Origin of the sequence: Microvirga sp. 2TAF3 (assembly GCF_052114965.1) — a bacterium.
Classification (GTDB): domain Bacteria; phylum Pseudomonadota; class Alphaproteobacteria; order Rhizobiales; family Beijerinckiaceae; genus Microvirga.
The window spans coordinates 1-21,626 of the sequence record NZ_JBFRFT010000017.1 but is presented as its reverse complement, the minus strand read 5'-3'; the positions used below and the strand labels follow the sequence as shown (position 1 = coordinate 21,626).

The following is a 21,626-nucleotide window of genomic DNA, read 5'->3' as shown; positions in this document are numbered from 1 at the left end:
TCGCCCGTTTGAGGATACGCTTTCGCCATCTTCACCGGGCTTGTCCGATGATACGCCTTGTCGAGGACGCCACGACGAGCGGTCGTGACGCCGTTCTTCTTTCTCGATCAGGTTCTCAGAACACGCATTCCCGGAAGGCGGGCTTCACCGAGCCGCCCCATTCTCCGTGATAGCGTTCGAGCAGGCGCTCGGCGGGCGTGCGGCCAGATTCCACGATGTCTTCCACGTAGGCGAGATGGCGCGTCTCGTCCCGGCCCGCCTCGTCCTTGTAGCCGCGGCGCTGAAGACCGGCCTTCGAGAGCGTGAGCGCATCGCGGGCGACATCGCGGGCGGAGCGGCCGGCGATTTCGGCCTTGAGCGCGCGCTTCGGCACATCGTTGCGCAGGCGGTTGCGGTCCTCGGCGGTCCAGTTCTTCACCAGCTCCCATGCGCCGTCGAGCGCGGCCTGATCGTAAAGAAGGCCGGCCCAGAAGGCGGAGAGCGCGGTGATGTGTTCCTGCGGCCCCACATCCGCGCCGCGCATTTCAAGATAGCGCTTGAGGCGCACTTCCGGGAACAGGGTCGAGACGTGGTTCGCCCAATCGGAGCGCGTGGCGCGCTCGCCCGGCAATTGCGCGAGCTTGCCTGCGAACAGATCCTTGAAGGAAGCACCCGCCACATTGTGATAGGTCGCGTCGCGCTTGACGAAATACATCGGCACGTCGAGCGCCCAATCCACGTAACGCTCGTAGCCGAAGCCTTCCTCGAAGGCGAAGTCCAGCATGCCGGTGCGATCGCGATCCGTGTCGAGCCAGATCGCCGAACGCATGGAGAGATAACCGTTGGGCTTGCCGTCGGTGAAAGGCGAATTCGCGAAGATCGCCGCCGCGATGGGCTGAAGCGCGAGCGACACCCGCATCTTCTTCACCATGTCGGCTTCGGATCCGTAATCCATGTTCACCTGCACGGTCGCCGTGCGGTACATCATGTCCAGGCCGAGGCTGCCGACCTTGGGCATGTACTCGGTCATGATGCGGTAGCGCGCCTTCGGCATGACCGGCGTCTCGGCCCGCGTCCAGAGCGGGCTCATGCCGAGCGTCAGGAAACCCAGGCCGAGCTTGTCGCCGACGGCCTTCGCATATTTCAGATGCAACGCCGTTTCATCGGCGGTCTCGTGCAGGGTTCTGACCGGCGCGCCGGACAATTCGAACTGCCCGCCGGGCTCCAGCGAGATCGCCCCTCCCCCGACCTCGTCGACGAGGCCGATGGGGTAGCTGTTCTCCATGATCGGCTCCCAGCCGGTCAGGCCCTGCAATCCCTCCAGGAGCGCGCGAATGCCCCGCTCGCCCTCATAGGGCACGGGCGACGCATCGGCCTTGTAGAAGGGAACTTTCTCGTGCTCGGTGCCGAGCCGCCACGTTTCGCGCGGCTTCTCGCCGGACTCGATCCATTCCACGAGCTCCGAGCGAGCGCCTAAAGGGGTCGTATCGGATACGTCCCGCGCCATGCATCACCTCATCAAAAAAGCGCGTTCAAGGCGCGCCGACTCAGGTCGGGTGTAGATAAGCGGGTTAAGGACAAGCTGCAATGAGCGATGCGGAGAGAATGCATAGAGTGTGTCATTCTCGTCATCCCGAACGAACTCCGCCGGGCGATGCCCCGTGGCTTCCCTGCGGCTTCCTGAAAGCGCCGGGAGGCTGGTGTGCTATACTGTCCCAGCCGTTCAGCGTGCCGGGGGACCATGATGGCTCAAGCTGCCATTCCCCTGTCCCTTGCTCCAGGCGATGGACCCGGCGGCCGCGGCCGCCGGTTCTTGCGAATGAGAATGCGTCTTTTCAAGATGCTCCAACGTGCGGGGAAACGCATTCGCTTCCCCGCACGTTGCTTTGCCTAGAGCCTCGGACCCAAAAGTGGAGTCCACTTTTGGGTCCGAGGCTCATTTCCTTAAGCGGCGCATCGTTGTATGCGGAAAACCGGGTCCACTTTTCCGCACGATGCGCTAGTGGTGCTGCACCACCGTCTTCCCGACCGTCTCGGCGGACAGCCAGTCGACGACGCCGACCAGGGCGTCCCGGCCCGACAGACCGCGGCCGACCGCTTCCGTATAGAGGGTGAGCTGCTGGTCGGCGCTGGTGCCGCGAGCGACGATCCAGCGGCAGAGATCCAACTCGCGCTCGCAACCGAGCACCTTGGCGTCGCTCGCCACGAGAGCGAGAGTCTCGTCGAGAATCTGCCGCACGGGCTTGGCGCTGCGGGACGCCTCGTCGACGAAGCTGCCATGGATGCCGTAGCGCTGGGCACGCCAGCCATTCTCGTCGTTGATCGCCCGTGAGGCGCCGGTCTGGCCGGCATTGAGGCGTGTATCGAGACTCAGGCGCCGCACGAGGCAGCGATAGAGGGCGGCGATCGCCAGCGTATCGTCGACCCGCGTGCAGCTATCGGCGACGCGAAGCTCCAGGGTCGGATGCTTCCGGGAGGGCCGAATCACCCACCACACATAGCTCGAATTCTCGATGGCCCGTGCGGCCACCAGGGTATCGATGTAGCGCTGATAATCCTTCTCGTCCTGGAACAGATCCGGCAGGCCGGTGCGCGGCAACTCGCGGTATGCCGCAAGCCGGTAGCCGAGCAGTCCGGTGCGCTGCGACTGCCAGAACGGCGAGGAGGTCGAGAGCGCCAGAAGCAAGGGCAGATAGGGCTGGATCCGGTTCATGATGTCGACCCGGGCCGCCAAATCCGGAAGCTCCACATGAACATGCATGCCGCAGACAATCGTGCGGCTGCCGACCATCTGAAGATCGTGCATCACCTTGCCGTAGCGCGGCTGCGCAGTGGGGCGCACCCGTGCCCAGACCGCGAGCGGATGGGTGCCGGACGCCATCACCGACAGGTCGTGCTCGCGGGCGATCTCGCCCACGCTTGAGCGCAAGCTGGTGAGCTGAGAGCGGGCGTCGGAGAAATCCAGGCTGGGCTTGGTGGCGATCTCGATCTGCGGCTCAAGCATTTCAAGTTGGATATCTTCTGAAAGCTCTTCGCGGCAGGATGAAAAGAACTCTTTTACTCTTCCTCGGGCTACATCGCGTTTAATCGCATCGTTTATGAAATATTCTTCCTCGATACCGAACTTGTATTCCCCGCTCATTCTTGAGCTCCTCATATTTATTCTTTTCAGATTTGTATTTTTAACGAATGCGTGCCCTGTAAAGACGGGCATCAACCTCCTCCGGAATAGGGCGAGATTGGGGCGAATCGCCTCGAAACTGCTAAGCTGTTGAAGCTACGGGTGGTTCAGTTGGGCTCGTTGTCGGAGCGTTGGCCTAAGCCCAGTCTCCCAGCACTGATTGGACGAGGGCCAGGGCGGCGACGGCCGCTGTATCGGCGCGTAGGATTCGCGGCCCCAACGATACGCGGACATACCTTTCGTGGGCGGCAGCAAGCGCTCTCTCCTGATCGACGAACCCCCCTTCGGGGCCCACAACAACGGCGAACTTGGTCGCCTTGTTCCCACCCTCCGTGAGGGTCTTTTTCAGGGCCTCGACCGGGTTGGAGACGGGGGCGTCCTCATCGCAGAAAACGACCAGACGATCCTTTTCCAAGCCATTGATGAATTTATCGAAATTCTGATCTTCCCGGATCTCGGGAATAAGGAGAATCCCGCATTGCTCAGCTGCCTCGATGGCATTACTCCGCATGCGCTCGAGATTGACCCGTGTGCTCTGGGTCCTGCGCGTCAGAACGGGCTGGAGAACGCCCGCCCCCATCTCCACCGCCTTCTGGACCATGTAGTCGAGCCGGGCATGCTTCAGGGGCGCGAAGGCATAGATGAGATCGAGCGGAGCGGTCTGCTCACGGGTGCGCTCGGCGCAGACGAGATCCGCAGCCTTCCGCCCCTCGACCGCTACTTCGGCCTTCCATTCGCCGTCCCGTCCGTTGAAGACGAGCACCGCATCGCCCGCCTTGAGGCGCAGGACATTCAGGAGGTAGTTGGCCTGCCCCCGGTCGAGGGCGATCCGCGCTCCGGCAGCGAGGGGAACATCTACGAAAAGGCGGGGCGCGTTGAAATCGTACGAGGCCATGAAAGCTCCGGAGCAGGGATCCCACGCTTAACAATTTCGCCCCACCGAGGGGAGAGGGTCGCCGCCGCCGTTCACCTCGAATTTAAGTGCGCTCGGGCACATCCTGTCCTATCGGGCCATTCGCCGCTTGGCCTTGGGGGCCCTAACCTGTTAACAGAACATCGGTGCGCGAGACGTCGCGCGCTTCTATTCGAGGATTTTACCGATGCTGCACCTCCGTTCGCACCTTGCGGTCGCCATCGCCGCCGCTGGCGTGTTTGCGGCCGCTCCTGCCTTCGCGCAGGCGAGCAACTGCCAGGACGCGCAGAAATTCCTGTCCGAACGCCAGAGCCTGATCCAGCAGATCAACAAGCTCGGCGGCGAGGGCAAGAAGAAGCAGATCGACCCCCGCGCCGCCTGTGGGGTCTTCACCAAGCTCGTCTCCAACGGCAGCGTCGGCCTGAAATGGCTCGAATCCAACAAAGCCTGGTGCCAAGTGCCTGACCAGTTCGCCCAGGGCTTCGAAGAGGATCACAAGCGCGCGGTGGAGATGAAGGGCAAGGCCTGCTCGGCTGCCGCCAAGATCGCCGAAATGGAGAAACAGGCCAAGAAGGGCCAGCAGGGCGGCGGCGGCCTGCTGGGCGGCAACAGCCTGACCGGGTCCTACACCATGCCGAAGGGCGCCCTCTGATTCAGGACGTCCCGTGATGGACCGTCCCACCGTCTCATCCCTTCCGGATGCCGTCCGCGGTCATTGGGCCGACCGGCTGGCCCCGGCCAGCTTGAGGCCCTACCTGCGCCTGGCGCGAATCGAGCGCCCCATCGGCTGGTGGCTTCTGCTGCTGCCATGCTGGTGGTCGGCGGCGCTTGCCGCCATCGCCGGCGGGCAATCCTGGCCGAATCCGCCCTGGCCGAATCCGCTCCATTGCCTGCTGTTCCTGATCGGCGCCGTGGCCATGCGCGGGGCGGGCTGCACCTATAACGACATCGTCGACCGGGATCTCGACACCCGGGTGGAGCGTACGCGCCAGCGTCCCCTGCCCTCCGGACAGGTCGGGCTGAAAGGGGCACTTGCCTTCCTCGCCCTCCAGGCCCTTGTCGGCCTTGCCGTTCTTCTCCAGTTCAACGCCTTCGCCATCGCCACGGGCTTCGCTTCCCTCGGTATCGTGGCGCTCTATCCGTTCATGAAGCGGTTCTTCTGGCTGCCGCAGATCGTGCTCGGCCTCGCCTTCGCCTGGGGCGCACTGATGGGCTGGGCCGCCGCCTTCGGCTCCTTGAGCCTTGCCGCCTTCCTGCTCTATGGCGGCAGCATCGCCTGGGTGGTGGGTTACGACACCATCTATGCCCTGCAGGATATCGAGGATGACGAGATCGCGGGGATCAAATCCTCCGCGCGCTTCTTCGGCGACAAGGTCCGGCTCGGGGTGGCCATCTGCTATGCCCTGACGCTCGCCTTCATGGTGCCGGCTTTCGTCCTGGCAGGTGCGGGAAAAGTGGCCTTCGCAGGCCTCGGCCTCTTCGCGCTCCATCTCGCCTGGCAGGTCGCCCGCCTCGACCGGAACGACGGCGCCGGGGCATTGCGCCTTTTCCGCTCGAACCGGAATGCGGGCCTGATCCTGTTCGCCGCCATGACTTTGGACTGCGTGATACGGGCGCTTTGACGATCCGGCGCATCGCGATGCGCCGGATCATCGTGCGGCCTATTCCGCCGGTTGAGGCGCAAGCTCCCGGCGCCGCAAGGTGAGCACGCTCAGGACGAGAGCGCCGACGGCGCAGAGCGCGATGGCCGCCACCATCGGGAATGCGGTTCCATCGAACATCAGGCTGACGATCACGATCATGGCCCCACCGGTGAGCATCTGGAGCGTGCCGCCGAGCGCCGAGGCGATACCCGCGATCGGGCCGTGCTCCTCCAGAGCGAGAACCATGGTCGAGGGAATGACCAGGCCGAGGAAGGCGAAGGCGACGAACAGCATTCCGATCAGCACCGGCAGGCTGTCGATTCCTGCCGCCGTCACGGCGAACAGGGCCAGCGCGAACAGCGCGTAGAGAGAGACCGCGCCGGTCACCACCCGCCCCATGCCGAACCGTGCGCCGAGGGTGGCGGTCAGTTGCGATGCGCCGATGAACCCGATCGCGTTGACCGAGAACGCCACGCTGTACTCGGTCGGGGTGAGACCGAAATGGTCGATATAGATGAAGGACGAACTCGCGAGAAAGGCGAAGAAGCTCGACATGCCGAGCCCGCCGATGAATGTGAGCCCGAGGAAATGTCGGTCGCGGAAGAGCTGGCCGAAACCGTCGAACAGGCTGGCGACGCTCAACGTGATGCGGTCCGCGGGCGGGCGCGTCTCCGGCAGGAAAAAGGCGAGCAGGACGAAGCTCAGCACCGCGACCAATGTCACCGCGAAGAAAACCGCCCGCCAGCCGAAAGGCACGATGAGGGCGCTGCCCGTCAGCGGAGCCAGGATGGGCGACACGCTCAGCACCAGCATCACCAGAGACATCAGCCGCGTCGCCTCGACGCCGGTATGGAGATCGCGAATGATCGCGCGTGGAATCACCATGACGGAAGAAGCGCCGATGCCTTGAATGAAGCGGAAGAAGATCAGCCACTCGATGCTGCGGGCCATGCCGCAGCCGATTGAGCCGATGGTGAAGAACACGAGGCCGAAATAGAGCGGCGGTTTGCGCCCCACCATGTCCGAGATCGGCCCATAGGCGATCTGGCAGATGCCGAAGGCCACGAAGAAGACCATCAGGGTCATCTGCGTCGCCGCCGTCGATGCATTGAGATCCGACGAGATCGTCGGCAGCGCCGGAAGATACATGTCGATCGCGAACGGCCCGATGGCCGAAAGCAGGCCGAGGATGACGGCATTTTTCAAGTAGCTCGAAGTCATGGAAACATCTTTCGTATTGGGCGGCATCGGCACCGAATGCAGGCGCGATGCTGCAATCGATATCCGCTATCCGGAGTCGGTTTCATGAATTCCGATTCATGAAACCGACTCCAGCTTTTTGGGGGGCACACACTTTCTTTCGCAAAACCGGATCCGCTTTTGCGGAAAATGCCCTATCGTTCGGCGGCAGACTTGAGGTTGGAAAGACCGGTCTCGAAATCCTTGCCGATCATCTTGTCCATATTGACGAAGATACTCATCAGTTTCACGAAGTAAGGCCTGGGGCCATGCATGACCCATGTGACGTTCGTGGAATCGCCCGCAGGCTCGAGCGTGAACTCGGCCATGTTGTGACCTTCGAACGGCTTGAAGAAATCCAGCTTGATCGTGACTTTCGACGATGGCGAAGTGTCTGTGATCTCCATGCGCCCCGCGCCGACCTTGCTGTTGCCCGCCCACGTATATACGGAGCCCTTGCCGCTTGCGGCTCCGCTATGCATTCTCTTCATTGCGGGGTCCATCTTCTCCCAGGGCGACCAGATTCCCCAATGCTGGAAGTCGTTGATGAACGCGAAGATCTTCTCCGGCGGGGCCTTGATGCTGGCCGCGCGCTGAATGCGGAACGTGTCGGATCTGGTCGCCGCGAAGGCAAGTAGCGCAGCCAGCAGAACCACGATGGCGATAGTAATAGTCTCGATCATTGATATCCCCCGATAACGACTCTGCCGTTATAGAATTATATTCAGCTTGAGTGAATACTTGCCCGGCCCAGCGGCGTCCAGGTCTATCCAAGAGTCACCGCTGCACCTGCGGCAGTTGCACGCGCGCTGCCCCATTTCCGATGTCGTCACCCGATCATTGCTCATGCCTCGTCAGGAGATGGCGCGCAGATCGGCCCGCAGGCCGTCCGGGTCGGAGCTGGCGATGAGGCGCTCGGTTGCCGCCTGCGTCACTTCCCAGCTAGACAGGGCCAAGGCGAGAAGCGCCCTCCCCGCGCGCGTCAACATCATGAGACGGGCACGCCTGTCCGCAGGGTCGGATGCTATCGCCACCAGGCCGCGGCGCTGAAGAGGCTTGAGGCTCGCGGTGAGCGTGGTGCGATCCATGGCGAGCAGCGCCGATACGCTGCTCATGCTCGAGGCCTTGGGGCGATTGAGGGACATCATCAGGGAGAACTGGCCGTTCGTCAGCCCAAACGGCCGCAGCGCCTCATCATAGCGCCGCGCGACGGCTCGTCCCGCGCGCTGGACATGGAGACAGAAACAGGTGTCGCGGACCTTATGGGTGATTTCGATGGGGAGATCATCGGGTTTTGACATGATCTATTTATGTTGATATCAACCCAACTGTCAAGACGGCGATGCTGGGATGTTCGCAACGGAGTTTCCGATGCATCGGGACCCTTCCCGATGCCGCATCCCTCGTCGCTGCGACGGGCGAAGAACGCCCATCACCGATCAGTTTCGAAGAGGAGACGCCCATGGATACCGTTGCTTACAAAGTCAGGCCGGAAGACGAGGTTCGGGATCTGATCGATCGGTGGATCAAAGCCGTACGCGCCCAGGATATCGACGGAATTGCCTCCCACTACGCGCCCGATATCCTGGCCTTCGATGCCGTGTCCCAGCTGCAATTCAAGGGCGTCGAAGCCTACAGGAAGCATTGGGAGGCCTGTCTTGCCATGTGCGACGGCCTGATGATCTTCGAGATCCGGGACCTCGCCATCACGGCAAGCGGGGATGTGGCTTTCGCCCATTGTCTCAACCGCTGCGGCGGCACGGCGGCAAACGGCGAGGAGAAAGCCTCCTGGATGCGCATGACCTCCGGCTATCGCAAGATCGACGGCAAGTGGATGGTCGTGCACGAGCATTTCTCGGCGCCGTTCGACATGGAAACCGGCAAGGCGCTGTTCGACCTCCAACCATAACCGCCGGCTTTGTCCATACCCCCAAAATCGGGAATGAACGCTTGCGGCGGGCCGGTCTGCATCGGTCCGCCCACGACAGGCGCGGCCAATGTGCCGCAAGCGGGGAACGACGGTTTGTTTGACCGTGAACGGATCATGCCTTAAGCGGCTACATTGTCTCACATTCCTTTTGACAATGCGCGATCCGCCGTCCCGACCTTCAGCGCGATGACCTGCGGCTTGCGTGAGAAACGTTCGCGAGGGCCGCATGAAACTGACGAGACGCCATATCCTCGGGTCTCTCTGCATGCCCGTCTTCGCGCCGGCCGTGCTCGCCGGTTGGAAGAGCCGGCCCGGCCTGACATTCTCCGGCTTCGATCAGAGCGGCAGCGCCTATCAGCGATACTTGAACGTATGGGCGCGCTACCATGCAGGCGAGACCGTTGACGACAAGGAGGCGACGAGCCTTCTCGAACATCCCGAGAGTTTCAAGGAAAGGCGCGACCTCCATCCGACCGCGAAGTCCTTCGGCGTCTTCACCAGCTGCACGCCGCATCGGGATGTCTTCTACGATTGCCTGAACTTCAACCTGCGCTGGCTGACCGCCCTCGACAATCCCGATCCCAGCCTGCCGCCGATCCATCAGCGGGGGCAGCTCTATTCCTGGCAATGGTCGTTCTGGGGACGGGCGGCGCTCGAACTCTATGAGGCCACCGGCGAAACCCGTTTTCTCGATATTCTCGTCGGCGCGGCGCACAACGTGATGGCGGCGCGCGACGACATGCACGGCGTGATCGACGAAAACCAGAAGCGCATCGTCAAATCATGGGGTTCGGTCATTTCCTTCGGCGGGCCGAAGATGCGCGGCACGGACATCACCGCGACCGGGTTGATCGCCCTGCCGATCCTGCAACTGGCCAACCGGCTCTCGGCGCGCGGAGAACTCGACGATGAGATCGCGGGTCTTGCGCAAAAGCTTGCCCCGTCCTTCGACGAATACGAGATGTTCTATGTCGATCTGCCGAAATTCGATGCGGGCTGCTATCGCTATGCCTTCATTCCCCAGGCGATAGACCCCACCAACCATATCAACGCCTTCGGCGCCAGCCTCGTGGAGCTTCATGCCTTCACGAAGGAACCGCGCCATCTGGAAAAGGCGCGCAAGCTTTTGAACTTCTACCGCGGCTCCATGGTCGTCGATACGGATGGCGCGATATCGACGCCTTACGAGCAGGACCCGGATTTCAAGAAGCGTCCGAAATCGGAATTCTTCTGGAAGATGACCGTCTCCGCCGAACTGCCGCTCGCGCTGGCGCGTCACGGCCTGATCGTGAAGGAAGAGGAGATGATCGGCATCGCCCGCACCTATGCGGATGTGATCATGGCCGATCCGTCCGGCATCAACACCATGACACGCCGCAGCGACCCGGCTCGCCCCATCGATTTCACCAAGCCTCTTGCGAGCCAGACGCCGGAATACCAGAGCTATGTGCCCATGATCGCGGCAGGCCTCTTCTTCGTCGACCGGGAGCGTCGCATCGGCGAGAAGCTGCTCCAATACATGCTGCATTACCCGCAATGGTTCACGAACGGGCTGTTCAGCGGCGGCGGTGTCGCCATGCTCGCCCGTGCCTATTCCCTGCGCCGGGGATTCCGGCTCTGATGATCATTGCTGGAGGCGAGGCAAGCATCGCGCGGTGGCCAGGGCTCGGCTCTTCACGCGCAAGCGTTGGATAACAGGGGGATTTGTACGGATCGTCTCAATAAAACCTTCCCATGCGACCAAAAACGCCACGCAAGCCATCGAAGGGTGTGGCATTCGTCTGCGATATCTCCCATCTATGATTGCGATGCTCGCCTCCCTTTCCGAACTCGATCCATCCCTCGCCTCGTCCGTGCGTGATGCCGCGCGGCAGGCTGGAGCCATGGCCCTGCCCTTCTTCCGGGAGGGCGCGCAGACTGCGGCGCGGCTCTGGTACAAGGAACGCAGTTCGCCGGTGACGGAAGCGGATATCGCCCTCGATTCCTTCCTCAAGGACCACCTCCTGGGCATCCTGCCCGAGGCCGGATGGCTTTCCGAGGAGACCGCGGACGATCCGGCCCGGCTCAGCCGCCGCTTTGTCTGGATCGTCGATCCCATCGACGGCACCCGCGCCTTTGCGACCGGCCACCCTGACTGGTCGATCTCCATTGCCCTGGTGATGGAGGGACGCCCGGTTCTCGGAGTCGTCCATGCGCCGATTCACGACCATCTCTATGAGGCGAGCCTCGGCGGCGGGGCCTTCCGCAACGGCGAAAGGCTGTGGATTTCGCAGGAAAAGCGCCAGGAGCGCCTGCGTGTCGCGGGACCCAAGCCCCTCGTGGACCGGTTCGAGCACAGCATCGGCCCGGTGGAGCGCCTGCCCAAGGTGCCCTCGTTGGCTCTCCGGCTGGTGCGGGTCGCGGATCGGACGATCGATGTGGGGCTCGTCTCCTCGAACGCCGCCGACTGGGACATCGCGGCCGCCGACCTCATCCTGCACGAAGCGGGGGCTCTCCTCACCGATTTCCAGGGAACTCCGCCTCCCTACAATCGCCCCGATCCGAGCCATGGTGAAATGGCTGCCGTTGCGGCATGGTTGCATCCGCGCGCCATTGAGGCCATGAGAACTTGAGAATCAGGCTGCCTCAGCGCAACAACGCCTTTTCCACTCTTGAGAAGAGACTTCAGCATTATGACCGACAAGCCTGGCAAGCAGCTCCTTCACCTCGTGTTCGGCGGCGAGCTCACCGACCTCGATTCTGTTGATTTCAAGGATCTTTCCAAGCTGGATATCGTCGGGATCTACCCGAACTACGCCACTGCCCATGCGGCCTGGAAGGCAAAGGCCCAGGCGAGCGTGGACAACGCGCATATGCGCTATTTCGTCGTCCATCTTCACCGCCTGCTCAATCCCGATCAGGCCTGACCCTTCGCCGCCATGAGCCCGGTCAAACGCATCACACGGTCGCGCGCGGTCCAGGAAGCCCTCGGCTTCCTGGTGGCGAGCTACCTCAAGCTCGTGCAGCGCACAAACCGGTTCGTCATGGAACCGGCGGATGCCTATGACCGGATCGGCCCCATGATGCCCGTCATCGCCGCCATGTGGCACGGGCAGCATTTCATGATCCATTTCGCCAAGCGGCCCCAGGATCGGGCGGCGAGCCTCGTCTCCCGCTCCGGCGATGGGGAATTCAATGCCATTGCGCTGCGCCATCTCGGCATCCGCGCCATTCGCGGCTCGGGCGCGCGTGGCCGCAATATCCGCAAGAAAGGCGGGGTCTTGGCCATGCGCAGCATGCTGCGGGCCCTGAGCGACGGCGAGATGGTGGTGATGACCGCCGATATCCCGAAGATCGCGCGGATCTGTGGCGACGGCATCGTGACGCTGGCCCAGATGTCGGGACGGCCCATCGTGCCCGTCGCCGTGGTGACGAGCCGGCGGATCGACTTCGACAGTTGGGACCGGGCGAGCCTCGGCCTGCCCTTCGGGCGCGGAGCGATGGTGATCGGCGAGCCGTTCTTCGTGGCCCGCGATGCGGATGCCGCGACCCTTGAAGCCGCGCGCCAGGCGGTCGAGCGGGAACTCGACGCGGTCCATGCCCGCGCCTATGCCCTCGTGGGCTCGAAAGACCCGGGCGCCAGGCGGAAGCAGGCGCGCCCCACCCTTGCCGAAGGTTCGCGCGCATGAGGCTGCCGATCCTCATCAGGACCTACCACACCGTGACCGCCGCCCTGGAGCCGGCGGTGATCGGGCTTCTGTACTGGCGCCAGCGCAAGGGCCGCGAAGACCGGACCCGGCTCGGCGAGCGCCAGGGTTATCCGAGCCGCCCCCGCCCGAAAGGCCATCTGGTCTGGGTGCATGGGGCAAGCAACGGCGAGACCCTGTCCCTGATGCCGGTGGTCGAGCGCCTGACGCAGCGGGGCCTTTCCGTGCTCGTCACCTCCGGCACGCGCACCGCAGCCGCCCTCATCGCCCGGCGGCTGCCCCCCGGCGCAGTGCATCAATACGTTCCCCTCGACGTGCCGCGCTATATCCGGCGCTTCCTCAAGCACTGGCGTCCCGATCTTGCCCTGGTGGCCGAATCCGAGATTTGGCCTAACACCATCGTCGCCCTCGAGAAGCGCCAGATCCCCCTCGTCATGGTCAATGGCCGCATCTCTGACCGCTCCTACCAGCGTTGGCAGAAGCTGCCCGGCATCATCAAGGCCCTGCTCGACCGCTTCGCCCTGTGCCTGGCCCAGACCCCCGACGATGCGGAGCGCCTGGCGCGGCTCGGCGCGCCGCGCGTTCTCGTGACCGGCAACCTCAAATTCGACGCCCCGCCGCCGCCCGCCGACCCACGGGTCGTGGCCCATCTCTCCGGCCTGATCGCGGGCCGTCCGGTCTGGCTCGCGGCCAGCACCCATCCGGGCGAGGAGAATGTCATCGTCGCAGTGCACCGGGCCCTGGCCCAGCGCCATTCCAACCTTCTCACCATCATCGCGCCGCGCCATCCGCAACGGGGCCCGGAGGTCGCGGCCATGGCCGAACGGGCGGGCTTGCGGGCCGGGCGCCGTTCGCAGGGCATGCATCCGGACCGGGCGACCGATATCTATGTGGCCGATACGATCGGCGAGATGGGCCTGTTCTATCGCCTGTCCCCCATCGTGCTGATGGGCGGCACCCTGGTTCCCATCGGCGGCCACAACCCCATCGAGCCGGCGAAGCTCGGCGCGGCCATCCTGCACGGGCCCCACATCCACAACGCGGCGGAAATCTACGCTTCCATCGACAATGCCCGCGGGGCGCTGCTGGTGAAGGATAGCAACGGTCTCGCGCGGGCGGTGAACGAGCTCCTCGGCAACGCCGCCCTCACCCGGACCATGGCGCGCGCCGCTTCCGACGCGGTGCAGGCGCTCGGCGGCGCGGTCGACCGCACGATCCAGTCCATCGAGCCTTTCATCGTCCAGGCCAAGCTCGGAGCACGCCGCTGATGCGCGCTCCGGCATTTTGGTGGCGGACGCCGCCTTCCCTTCTCGCCAGATTGCTCCGCCCGGCCAGCCTTGTCTATGGCGGCATCACCGGCACGCGGATGAAGAAGCGCGGCGAGCAGGCCGGTATCCCCATCGTCTGCATCGGCAATTTCACCGCGGGTGGCGCGGGCAAGACGCCCACGGCACTCGCCGTCGCCGAAATCCTCGACGGCGCGGGCGAGAGCCCGGCTTTCCTGTCTCGCGGCTACAAGGGCAAGCTTGCGGGGCCGGTCCAGATCGAGCTCCATCACACCGCTGCCGATGTCGGAGACGAGCCGCTTCTTCTGGCGAGCATGGCTCCCACCATCGTCTCCCGCGACCGCCCCGCCGGAGCGCGGCTGGCGATCGAAGCTGGCGCGACCGTCGTCATCATGGATGACGGCCTGCAAAACCCTTCGCTGACGAAGGATTGCACCATCGCGGTCGTCGACGGCGCATCCGGCATCGGCAACGGCCTACCCATTCCCTCCGGTCCGTTGCGCGCGCCGATGCCGGCGCAATGGCCGGCGGTCGATGCGATTCTCATCATCGGTGCGGGCGCGCCCGGTGACGCGGTCGCACGAGAGGCCAAATTGCTGAACCGGCGCGTGTTCAGGGCAAGTCTCACGCCGGATGCCGAAGTTGTCGCGGGGTTGCAGGGCAAGCGCGTCCTGGCTTTCGCCGGAATCGGCAAGCCGGAAAAGTTCTTCGAGACGTTGCGGGCCTGCGGCGCCATCGTTGAAAAGGCGCACGCCTTTCCCGATCATCACGTTTATGGCCCACGCGATCTCGACGAGCTTCAGCGGGAAGCCCGACTGCTTTCCCTTCAACCCGTTACGACGGAAAAGGATCTGGTGCGGATCGAGGGAGCGGCGGATCTGCTGACCTGGCCGCAGCTCATGGCCCTGCCGGTGCGGCTTCGCCTCAAGGAGGAAGCGGCCTTCCGCAACTTCATCCTGCGACGCATCGGCGACCGGCGGATCGGCAGCGCATCAACGTGACGGTTCGATCTGCGTGAGGCGGATCATGACCGCTTCCGGCGAGGAATAGGCCTCCTGCCGCGCGACACTCCAATACTTCAACTCGTCGAGCGGAATCTGCTTTCCGGTCACGGCGCAGAGTACGAATGCGCCCGGCTTCACGATCCGCAGATCACTGTCGAGATATTGCACGATGGCCTCGCCGCTGCTGCGTTCAAATCTGTTCATGGATGGTGACATCACCGTCGTCTTGATTGACCGACCCTCACATAAGATCGCTCGGGCCCAGTTTCCAATGCTAAATCATGATCCGGAAAAGGGGAATCCGGTTTCCCGAAAGGTCATGCGGGATCAGGGTCCGAGACTCTGATCATGTTTCGCCGGCCTCCGTGATCGGCCCCGTGAATCAGAACAGGGCTCCCTGTTCTTCCGCGACCACTGCCTTCGTCTTCGGCAATTTCGGCTTCAGCCCGCGCCCACCCGTGGCATCGGCCTTGCCGTCCGCGAATTCGAGCATGAGGGCCTGGCCTTCCGCCACCGCCTGCGCCGAGCGCAAGGGATGCCCGTCGGCATCGCGCACCAGGGCGAAGCCGCGCGCCAGGACGGATTTGTAGTTCAGACTGTCGAAGAGATGGGCGACCGCCTGAAGGCGCTCGGCCTTGCGTGCGATCTGGCCGTGCAGGGCGGGACTGAGCCGCTCGGCCACCCGCCGGGTGAGATCGCCGGCCTGGGCCAGACGCACGCGCTCGGCCCGCAGCAGCGCATTCCTCGCTACGACAAGGCGCTGGCCGGCCTGTTTCAGGCTTTCGCTGCGCTGGACGACGGACCGGGACACCGCATTCTGCGGCCGTTGCCCGACCGCATCGAGCCTCGCCCGCAATCCCGCCACGCGGGCGGCGGGCGATACCTGCGCCAGACGGCGCGACAGATCGAGGACCCGCGCCTCGTGATTGCGCGCATTGCGGGACAGAGCCGGGAACAACTTGGCGACAGCCAGATCGAGCTTCTGCCGTTTTGGAGCGAACAGTGCATCCGGCGTCGGCAGGGCCCGCGCGGTGGAGCGCAAATCCGAGCGGCGGCGCTCGACGATGCGCAGTGCCGATTCAAGATGGCGGCGGGCGAGATCGTGGATTCCGGCCATCAGCTCGACGCGCACCGGCACCACCATCTCCGCCGCGCCCGTGGGTGTCGGTGCGCGCACATCGGCGGCATGGTCGATCAGGGTCCAGTCGGTCTCGTGGCCTACCGCCGCGACCAGCGGGATGCCGCTTTCGGCGGCGGCGCGGACAACGATTTCCTCGTTGAACCCCCACAGATCCTCGATGGAGCCGCCGCCGCGGGCGACGATGAGCACATCGGGACGGGGAATTCGCCCGCCGGGTTCGAGCGCATTGAAGCCGCGGATGGCGGCGGCCACCTCCGCCGCGCAGGTCTCGCCCTGCACCCGCACGGGCCATACCAGGACATGGCGCGGGAAACGGTCCTCCAGCCGGTGGAGAATGTCGCGGATCACGGCGCCGGTCGGCGAGGTGACGACGCCGATCACTTGCGGGAGATAGGGCAACCGCCGCTTGCGCGCGGCTTCGAAAAGCCCTTCCGCCGTCAGCTTGCGCCGCCGCTCCTCGAGCAGCGCCATCAGCGCGCCGATGCCCGCGGGTTCCAGCGAATCGACCACGATCTGATAGGTGGACTTGCCCGGGAAGGTGGTGATGCGCCCCGTGGCGATCACCTCGAGCCCCTCCTCCGGCCTGATCTTCAGCCTGGAAAACGTGCCCTTCCAGATCACCGCATCGATGCGGGCATTCTGGTCCTTGAGGCTGAAATAGGCATGTCCGGAGGAATGCTGCCCCCTGAACCCGGAGATTTCGCCGCGCAGGCGCACATGGCCGAACGCATCCTCAAGGGTGCGCTTCAGGGCCCCAGCAAGGTCGGAGACCGACCATTCGGGGGCATTCGAGGGAGTTTTGTCTGCGTCTGCGAACATCGCGCGAACTTAGTGCGTCCGGGTGGGGTCTGCCAAGTCTCCCTGCCAGCCAAGCCTGCCGTTGAGGCATGTGCCCCGAGGAGGTGGCGCGAGGGGCTGTTCTTGTAAATTTTACTATGCGGCCAAGTACTTACGCTGACCTCGCTAGACTCATGGCGATATTATGTTATTACATCCAAAGTTCCATCAAAAGTAAAACTGTGTGGGGACGCCCGCCATGCCAAGTCCAATTGTCAAAATCGGCGATGAAACGCGGGTCAATATCACGGCGGCCGGGGATCAGAGCGCGCCCAGCATCAAGGCCCTGGCCGATGGCGGATGGGTCGTGGTCTGGCAATCCGCCAATCAGGACGGCTCGGGATGGGGCGTCTATCAGCAGCGCTACGACCGGGACGGCAAGGCGCTCGGAACCGTCGACGAGCTCGTCAACGTCACCACGGCGAATGACCAGAGCGATCCGTCCATCACCGCCCTTACCGATGGCGGATGGGTCGTGACATGGACCTCCGGCCCCTTCTGGGACGGCGAAATCTACCAGCGGCGATACGACAAGAACGGAAACCCGGCTTCCGGCGAGACGCGTGTGAACACGACCACGGCCTCCGACCAATCGGGGTCGAGCGTGACGGCGCTCTCAGATGGCGGCTGGGTCGTGACATGGCAATCGGCCAATCAGGACGGGTCGAGCAACGGTGTTTATCAGCAGCGCTACAATGCCGCCGGCAGTCCGGTCGGCGGCGAAAAGATCGTCAATGCGCTCACCGACGGAAACCAGTATCGCGCAAGCGTGACGGCACTCACGGATGGCGGCTGGGTCGTGACATGGGAATCCCACAGCGGTTCGGGTTTCAACACACACCATATGTTCCAGCAGCGTTTCGACAAGGACGGAAACGCCGCCTCCGCCAGCGACATCACGGTCGAAGGCAACACAGCGGATTACAAAATTATTTCCAGCGTCACTGGCCTGGGCGACGGTGGTTGGGTCGTGACCTGGACGTCGTATAACAACGGCGACCTCTACCAGCAGCGCTTCGACAAGAGCGGATTCGCCCTCTTTACGGCCCCCGTGCGCGTCAACGCCTCATTGACCGGCACTCAGGAACCCGCCGTCGTGACCGCGCTCGCGGATGGCGGATGGATCGTGGTCTGGGAATCTCCCAACCATGACGGTTCGGGCGAAGGGATCTATTTCCAGCAATACGACAAGGACGGCAAGGCCGTCTTCGCAACGGATCAACTCGTCAACGTCACCACCACCGGGGACCAGTTAAGCCCCAGCGTGACGGCCCTGCCCAACGGCGGTTGGGTCATAACGTGGCAATCCGCCAATCAGGACGGCTCGGGCTATGGCGTCTATCACCGCTACTATCTCACCGATACGAACCGCACGCCGACCGGTGTGACGCTTTCGCGGGACACGGTGGATGAAGGAACGACCGGCGTGATCGCGACGCTGACCGGAGTCGATCCGGATGCAGGCGACACCTTCACTTTCGCGCTTACCGGCGACCCGAGCGGCAAATTCGAGATCGTCGGAAACGAGCTCAGGTTGAAAGCCGGCGAGAGCCTCGACTACGAGACGGCGAAGTCATACGCGATCGAGATCAAGGTTACCGACAAGGGCGGTCTCTCCGTCACGAAGACCGTCACGATCAATATCGGCGACGTGAACGAGAAGCCGACCGGCGTGAAGCTGTCGGCGACAGATGTCGACGAAGGTACGACCGGCACCATCGCCACCCTGACCGGAACCGATCCGGATGCAGGCGACACGCTCACCTTCACGCTGTCTCATGATGCGAGCGGCAAGTTCGAGATCGTCGGCAACGCGCTCAGGCTGAAGGCCGGCGAGAGCCTGGATTACGGGACCGCACATTCCTACACCATCAACGTCACGGTCACGGACAAGGGCGGCCTCTCGCTTACGAAGACCTTCACCATCGACGTCAACTATGTCGTCGGCATGAACCATGCTCCGACGCATGTGTTGCTGAATGGCGGGACGAGCGCCTCCGTCAACGAGAATGCCGACGGCACCGCCTTCATCGGCACCCTCAGCGCGACCGACTCAGATGGCGACGCCCTGACCTATTCATTCGCTCCCGGCGGCGACGGAGGCGGGCTGTTCGTCATCGACAACGCCACCAAGGAGATCAAGCTCGCACCGGGCGCCGTCATCGACTACGAGGCGCTGCCGGCGGGCGCGAAATACTTCACGCTAACGGTGATCGCCAGCGACGGCAGAGGCGGCGTCAGCGCTCCGCAGACGATCCGGATCAGCGTCAACGACTTGAACGAAGCGCCGGACATGTCCCTGACGGGAACCGGCACCGCAGGAGCTCTCATCGTCGACGAGAACTCAGAAGCCGGCACCCTCGTCGGCAGATTAAGCGCCGTCGATCCGGAAGGCGATACGGTGAGCTATACCCTGCTCAACAATGCGGGCGGCCGTTTCAAGATCGTGGGCGACGCGGTGACGGGGTACAAGATCGTCGTCGCGAACGGCAGTCTTCTCGATTACGAAGCACTCGAGGGCACATCGCACGAGATCACGGTTTTGGCGAAGGATTCGAAGGGCGCAATCCAGGTCAAGACCTTCACAATCGACGTGCACAATGTGAACGAGAAGCCGACGGGCGTAATCCTGTCGCGGGACACGGTGGATGAGGATACGACCGGCGTGATCGCGACGCTGACCGGAGTCGATCCGGATGCGGGCGACACCTTCACTTTCGCGCTCACCGGCGACCCGAGCGGCAAATTCGAGATCGTCGGAAACGAGCTCAGGCTGAAAGCCAGCGAGAGCCTTGATTACGAGACTGCAATGTCGCACGCGATCAAGATCACGGTCACGGACAATCACGGCCTGAGCTACGAGAAGAGCATCGTCATCCACGTCAGGGACATTGACGACACGCCGGTGAATCATGCTCCGACCGACATTACCCTGACCAAGACACATGTGGACGAGAACGCCGCCGACGGCACTATCGTCGGCGACCTCGGCGTCGCCGATCCTGACGCCGGAGGCAGTCACTTCTATCTGCTCGTTAACAGCGCAGGCGGACGCTTCCGCATCAGCGACGACGGAAAGTCGATCGTGGTGGCGAACGGCGCCAAGCTCGATTACGAGGACGCCGCGACGCACACCATCAGGGTCAAGGTCATCGATCAGGGCGGCTTGTCCTACGAGAAGGACATCGTCATCGCCCTCAACGATTTGCCCGAGGCGCCATCGAACCGGGCACCGACCGATATCACCCTGAGCCGGATGGATATCGACGAAAATTCTCCTGGAGGAACGCTCGTCGGTCTCTTGGGCGCGGCTGATCCGGATACCGGCAACACTTTCCGCTATGAAATCCTCAGCGATCCGGACGGCAAGTTCCAGATCGCCGGAAACGAGCTTCAGATCCGGCGCGACGCCATCCTCGATTTCGAGACCAAAGGCACCCATACAGTCACGATCCGTGTCATGGATCAGGGCGGCCTGAGCCACGACGAAACCTTCACCATCACCGTCAACGATCTGCCGGAGACGCCGTCAAATCGTGCGCCGACTGACATTACCCTGACCAACACGCATGTGGATGAGAATGCCGCCGACAGCACCATCGTCGGCGATCTTGGCGTGATCGACCCGGATGCCGGTGGCAGCCATGTTTATATCCTGACCAACAGTGCGGGCGGACGCTTCCGCATCAGCGACGACGGAAAGTCGATTGTGGTGGCCAATGGGTCGAAGCTCGACTACGAGACCGCCACCTCGCACACCATCAGGGTCAAGGTCATTGACCAAGGCGGACTGGCTTATGAGAAGGACATCGTCATCCATCTCAATGACCTGCCCGAGGCACCCGGTAACCATGCGCCGACGGATGTGAGGCTGAATGGGACCACGACCATCGAGGTCCAGGAGAACACTGCATTTGTTGGGGCTCTGAGCGCCACGGACCTCGACGGCGATGCTCTGACCTTCTCGTTCGATACGACGCGGGCCGATGGCGGCGATGCGAACGGCATGTTCGTCATCGACCCCATCACGAAACAGCTCAAGCTGGCGGCGGACAAGGTTCTCGATTTCGAAGGCACCAAGACATACCACCTCTTCGTGAAGGCCTCCGACGGCAAGGGCGGCGTCAGCGCCGTGCAGGACCTGACGATCAACGTCACCAACGACCCGAGCGACGATGTCCCTGGCAATCACGCCCCCACCGATATCGGCTTGAGCGGCCTGACGGCCAGCGAGCTTGCCGCCAACTCCACCGAAATCGGCGCCTTCTCAACCGCCGACGCGGATGCCGGTGATGCCTTCACCTACACCCTCCTCGACAGTGCCGGGGACCGCTTCGCGATCGTCGGCGGCAAGCTCGTGGTCAAGGACGGCTTTAGGCTCGACTTCGAGCAGGCGCAGTCGCATACCATCACGGTCAAGGTCGAGGACGGCCATGGCGGTGCCTTCGCCAAGTCCTTCACCATCCTGGTCGGCGACAAGAATCCGGAAGTCACCGCCGGCTCGAGCGCCAACGACGTGTTCAAGGGCGGCAAAGGCAACGACAGGCTCGGTGGCGGGGCCGGCAACGACAAGCTCTGGGGTGGGCTTGGCAACGACGTGCTGACCGGCGGCGCGGGCAAGGACATCTTCGTGTTCGGCACCAAGCCGAATAAGAAGAGCAACTTCGACAAGATCGCCGACTTTTCCGTCAAGGACGATACGCTCTGGCTCGACAACGCCGTCTTCAAGAAGCTCGGCAAGGGCACGGAACTGAAGCCGGGCAAGCTGAACAAGGGCTTCTTCACCA

Annotated in this window: 18 protein-coding genes; 10 read left to right on the top strand and 8 right to left on the bottom strand. The window is 63.4% G+C overall.

What is annotated here, in order from left to right:
- Window positions 1-115 precede the first annotated feature (115 nt).
- From AB4Y97_RS15995 to AB4Y97_RS15985, 3 genes are all read right to left on the bottom strand, one after another.
- Window positions 116-1,486, bottom strand: coding sequence for a glutamate--cysteine ligase (locus AB4Y97_RS15995; protein ID WP_442000036.1), 1,371 nt, complete (start codon window positions 1,484-1,486; stop codon window positions 116-118).
- A gap of 492 nt (window positions 1,487-1,978) precedes the next feature.
- Entirely contained in the window at window positions 1,979-3,121 is a 1,143-nt protein-coding gene (locus AB4Y97_RS15990; RefSeq protein WP_442000035.1) for a carboxylate-amine ligase, read from the bottom strand.
- Between the two features lie 175 nt (window positions 3,122-3,296).
- On the bottom strand, window positions 3,297-4,055 hold the full coding sequence (locus AB4Y97_RS15985) for a 16S rRNA (uracil(1498)-N(3))-methyltransferase (RefSeq protein WP_442000034.1): 759 nt from the start codon (window positions 4,053-4,055) through the stop codon (window positions 3,297-3,299).
- A 205-nt stretch (window positions 4,056-4,260) separates the two neighbouring features.
- On the opposite strand from AB4Y97_RS15985, the gene AB4Y97_RS15980 reads away from it, so the two are divergent.
- Window positions 4,261-4,725: a hypothetical protein gene (locus AB4Y97_RS15980; RefSeq protein ID WP_442000033.1), complete on the top strand. Its 465-nt coding sequence runs from the start codon at window positions 4,261-4,263 to the stop codon at window positions 4,723-4,725.
- Window positions 4,726-4,741: 16 nt separating this feature from the next.
- Entirely contained in the window at window positions 4,742-5,695 is a 954-nt protein-coding gene (ubiA, locus tag AB4Y97_RS15975) for a 4-hydroxybenzoate octaprenyltransferase (RefSeq protein ID WP_442000032.1), read from the top strand.
- 39 nt (window positions 5,696-5,734) lie between these two features.
- Here ubiA and AB4Y97_RS15970 read toward each other — a convergent pair whose 3' ends face one another.
- The 3 genes from AB4Y97_RS15970 to AB4Y97_RS15960 form a co-directional block, all read right to left on the bottom strand.
- The gene (locus tag AB4Y97_RS15970; RefSeq protein ID WP_442000031.1) at window positions 5,735-6,937 is read right to left on the bottom strand and encodes a multidrug effflux MFS transporter; all 1,203 of its coding nucleotides are present in this window, start codon (window positions 6,935-6,937) and stop codon (window positions 5,735-5,737) included.
- 173 nt (window positions 6,938-7,110) lie between these two features.
- Complete coding sequence (locus AB4Y97_RS15965) at window positions 7,111-7,638, bottom strand: SRPBCC family protein (RefSeq protein WP_442000030.1); 528 nt, start codon at window positions 7,636-7,638, stop codon at window positions 7,111-7,113.
- Window positions 7,639-7,809: 171 nt separating this feature from the next.
- Window positions 7,810-8,256 carry a MarR family winged helix-turn-helix transcriptional regulator gene (locus AB4Y97_RS15960; RefSeq protein ID WP_442000029.1) on the bottom strand — a complete coding sequence of 149 codons (447 nt, stop codon included), beginning with the start codon at window positions 8,254-8,256 and terminating at the stop codon, window positions 7,810-7,812.
- Between the two features lie 161 nt (window positions 8,257-8,417).
- Between AB4Y97_RS15960 and AB4Y97_RS15955 the strand changes: the two genes are divergently transcribed.
- The 7 genes from AB4Y97_RS15955 to lpxK all read left to right on the top strand — a co-directional run bounded on the left by AB4Y97_RS15955 (window position 8,418) and on the right by lpxK (window position 14,858).
- Complete coding sequence (locus AB4Y97_RS15955) at window positions 8,418-8,864, top strand: YybH family protein (RefSeq protein WP_442000028.1); 447 nt, start codon at window positions 8,418-8,420, stop codon at window positions 8,862-8,864.
- A gap of 247 nt (window positions 8,865-9,111) precedes the next feature.
- Window positions 9,112-10,506 (top strand): hypothetical protein, encoded by a 1,395-nt coding sequence (locus AB4Y97_RS15950; RefSeq protein WP_442000027.1) that lies wholly within the window; start codon window positions 9,112-9,114, stop codon window positions 10,504-10,506.
- 178 nt (window positions 10,507-10,684) lie between these two features.
- Window positions 10,685-11,497, top strand: coding sequence for an inositol monophosphatase family protein (locus AB4Y97_RS15945; protein WP_442000026.1), 813 nt, complete (start codon window positions 10,685-10,687; stop codon window positions 11,495-11,497).
- 60 nt (window positions 11,498-11,557) lie between these two features.
- Window positions 11,558-11,791, top strand: coding sequence for a DUF4170 domain-containing protein (locus tag AB4Y97_RS15940; RefSeq protein WP_442000025.1), 234 nt, complete (start codon window positions 11,558-11,560; stop codon window positions 11,789-11,791).
- A gap of 12 nt (window positions 11,792-11,803) precedes the next feature.
- Window positions 11,804-12,553 carry a lysophospholipid acyltransferase family protein gene (locus tag AB4Y97_RS15935; protein WP_442000024.1) on the top strand — a complete coding sequence of 250 codons (750 nt, stop codon included), beginning with the start codon at window positions 11,804-11,806 and terminating at the stop codon, window positions 12,551-12,553.
- Window positions 12,550-13,839 carry a 3-deoxy-D-manno-octulosonic acid transferase gene (locus AB4Y97_RS15930; RefSeq protein WP_442000023.1) on the top strand — a complete coding sequence of 430 codons (1,290 nt, stop codon included), beginning with the start codon at window positions 12,550-12,552 and terminating at the stop codon, window positions 13,837-13,839. Before AB4Y97_RS15935 ends, AB4Y97_RS15930 begins: the two co-directional genes overlap by 4 nt.
- Complete coding sequence (gene lpxK / locus AB4Y97_RS15925) at window positions 13,839-14,858, top strand: tetraacyldisaccharide 4'-kinase (RefSeq protein ID WP_442000022.1); 1,020 nt, start codon at window positions 13,839-13,841, stop codon at window positions 14,856-14,858. The genes AB4Y97_RS15930 and lpxK overlap by 1 nt, the downstream gene beginning before the upstream one ends.
- Here the strand turns inward: lpxK and AB4Y97_RS15920 are convergent.
- Both AB4Y97_RS15920 and xseA read right to left on the bottom strand, forming a co-directional pair.
- Window positions 14,850-15,065 (bottom strand): DUF2093 domain-containing protein, encoded by a 216-nt coding sequence (locus tag AB4Y97_RS15920; protein WP_442000021.1) that lies wholly within the window; start codon window positions 15,063-15,065, stop codon window positions 14,850-14,852. The two genes, lpxK and AB4Y97_RS15920, sit on opposite strands and share 9 nt — an antisense overlap.
- 178 nt (window positions 15,066-15,243) lie before the next feature.
- On the bottom strand, window positions 15,244-16,821 hold the full coding sequence (gene xseA, locus AB4Y97_RS15915; RefSeq protein ID WP_442000020.1) for an exodeoxyribonuclease VII large subunit: 1,578 nt from the start codon (window positions 16,819-16,821) through the stop codon (window positions 15,244-15,246).
- 217 nt (window positions 16,822-17,038) lie between these two features.
- On the opposite strand from xseA, the gene AB4Y97_RS15910 reads away from it, so the two are divergent.
- The coding region (locus AB4Y97_RS15910) for a cadherin domain-containing protein (RefSeq protein ID WP_442000019.1) at window positions 17,039-21,626 on the top strand (4,588 nt) is incomplete at its 3' end.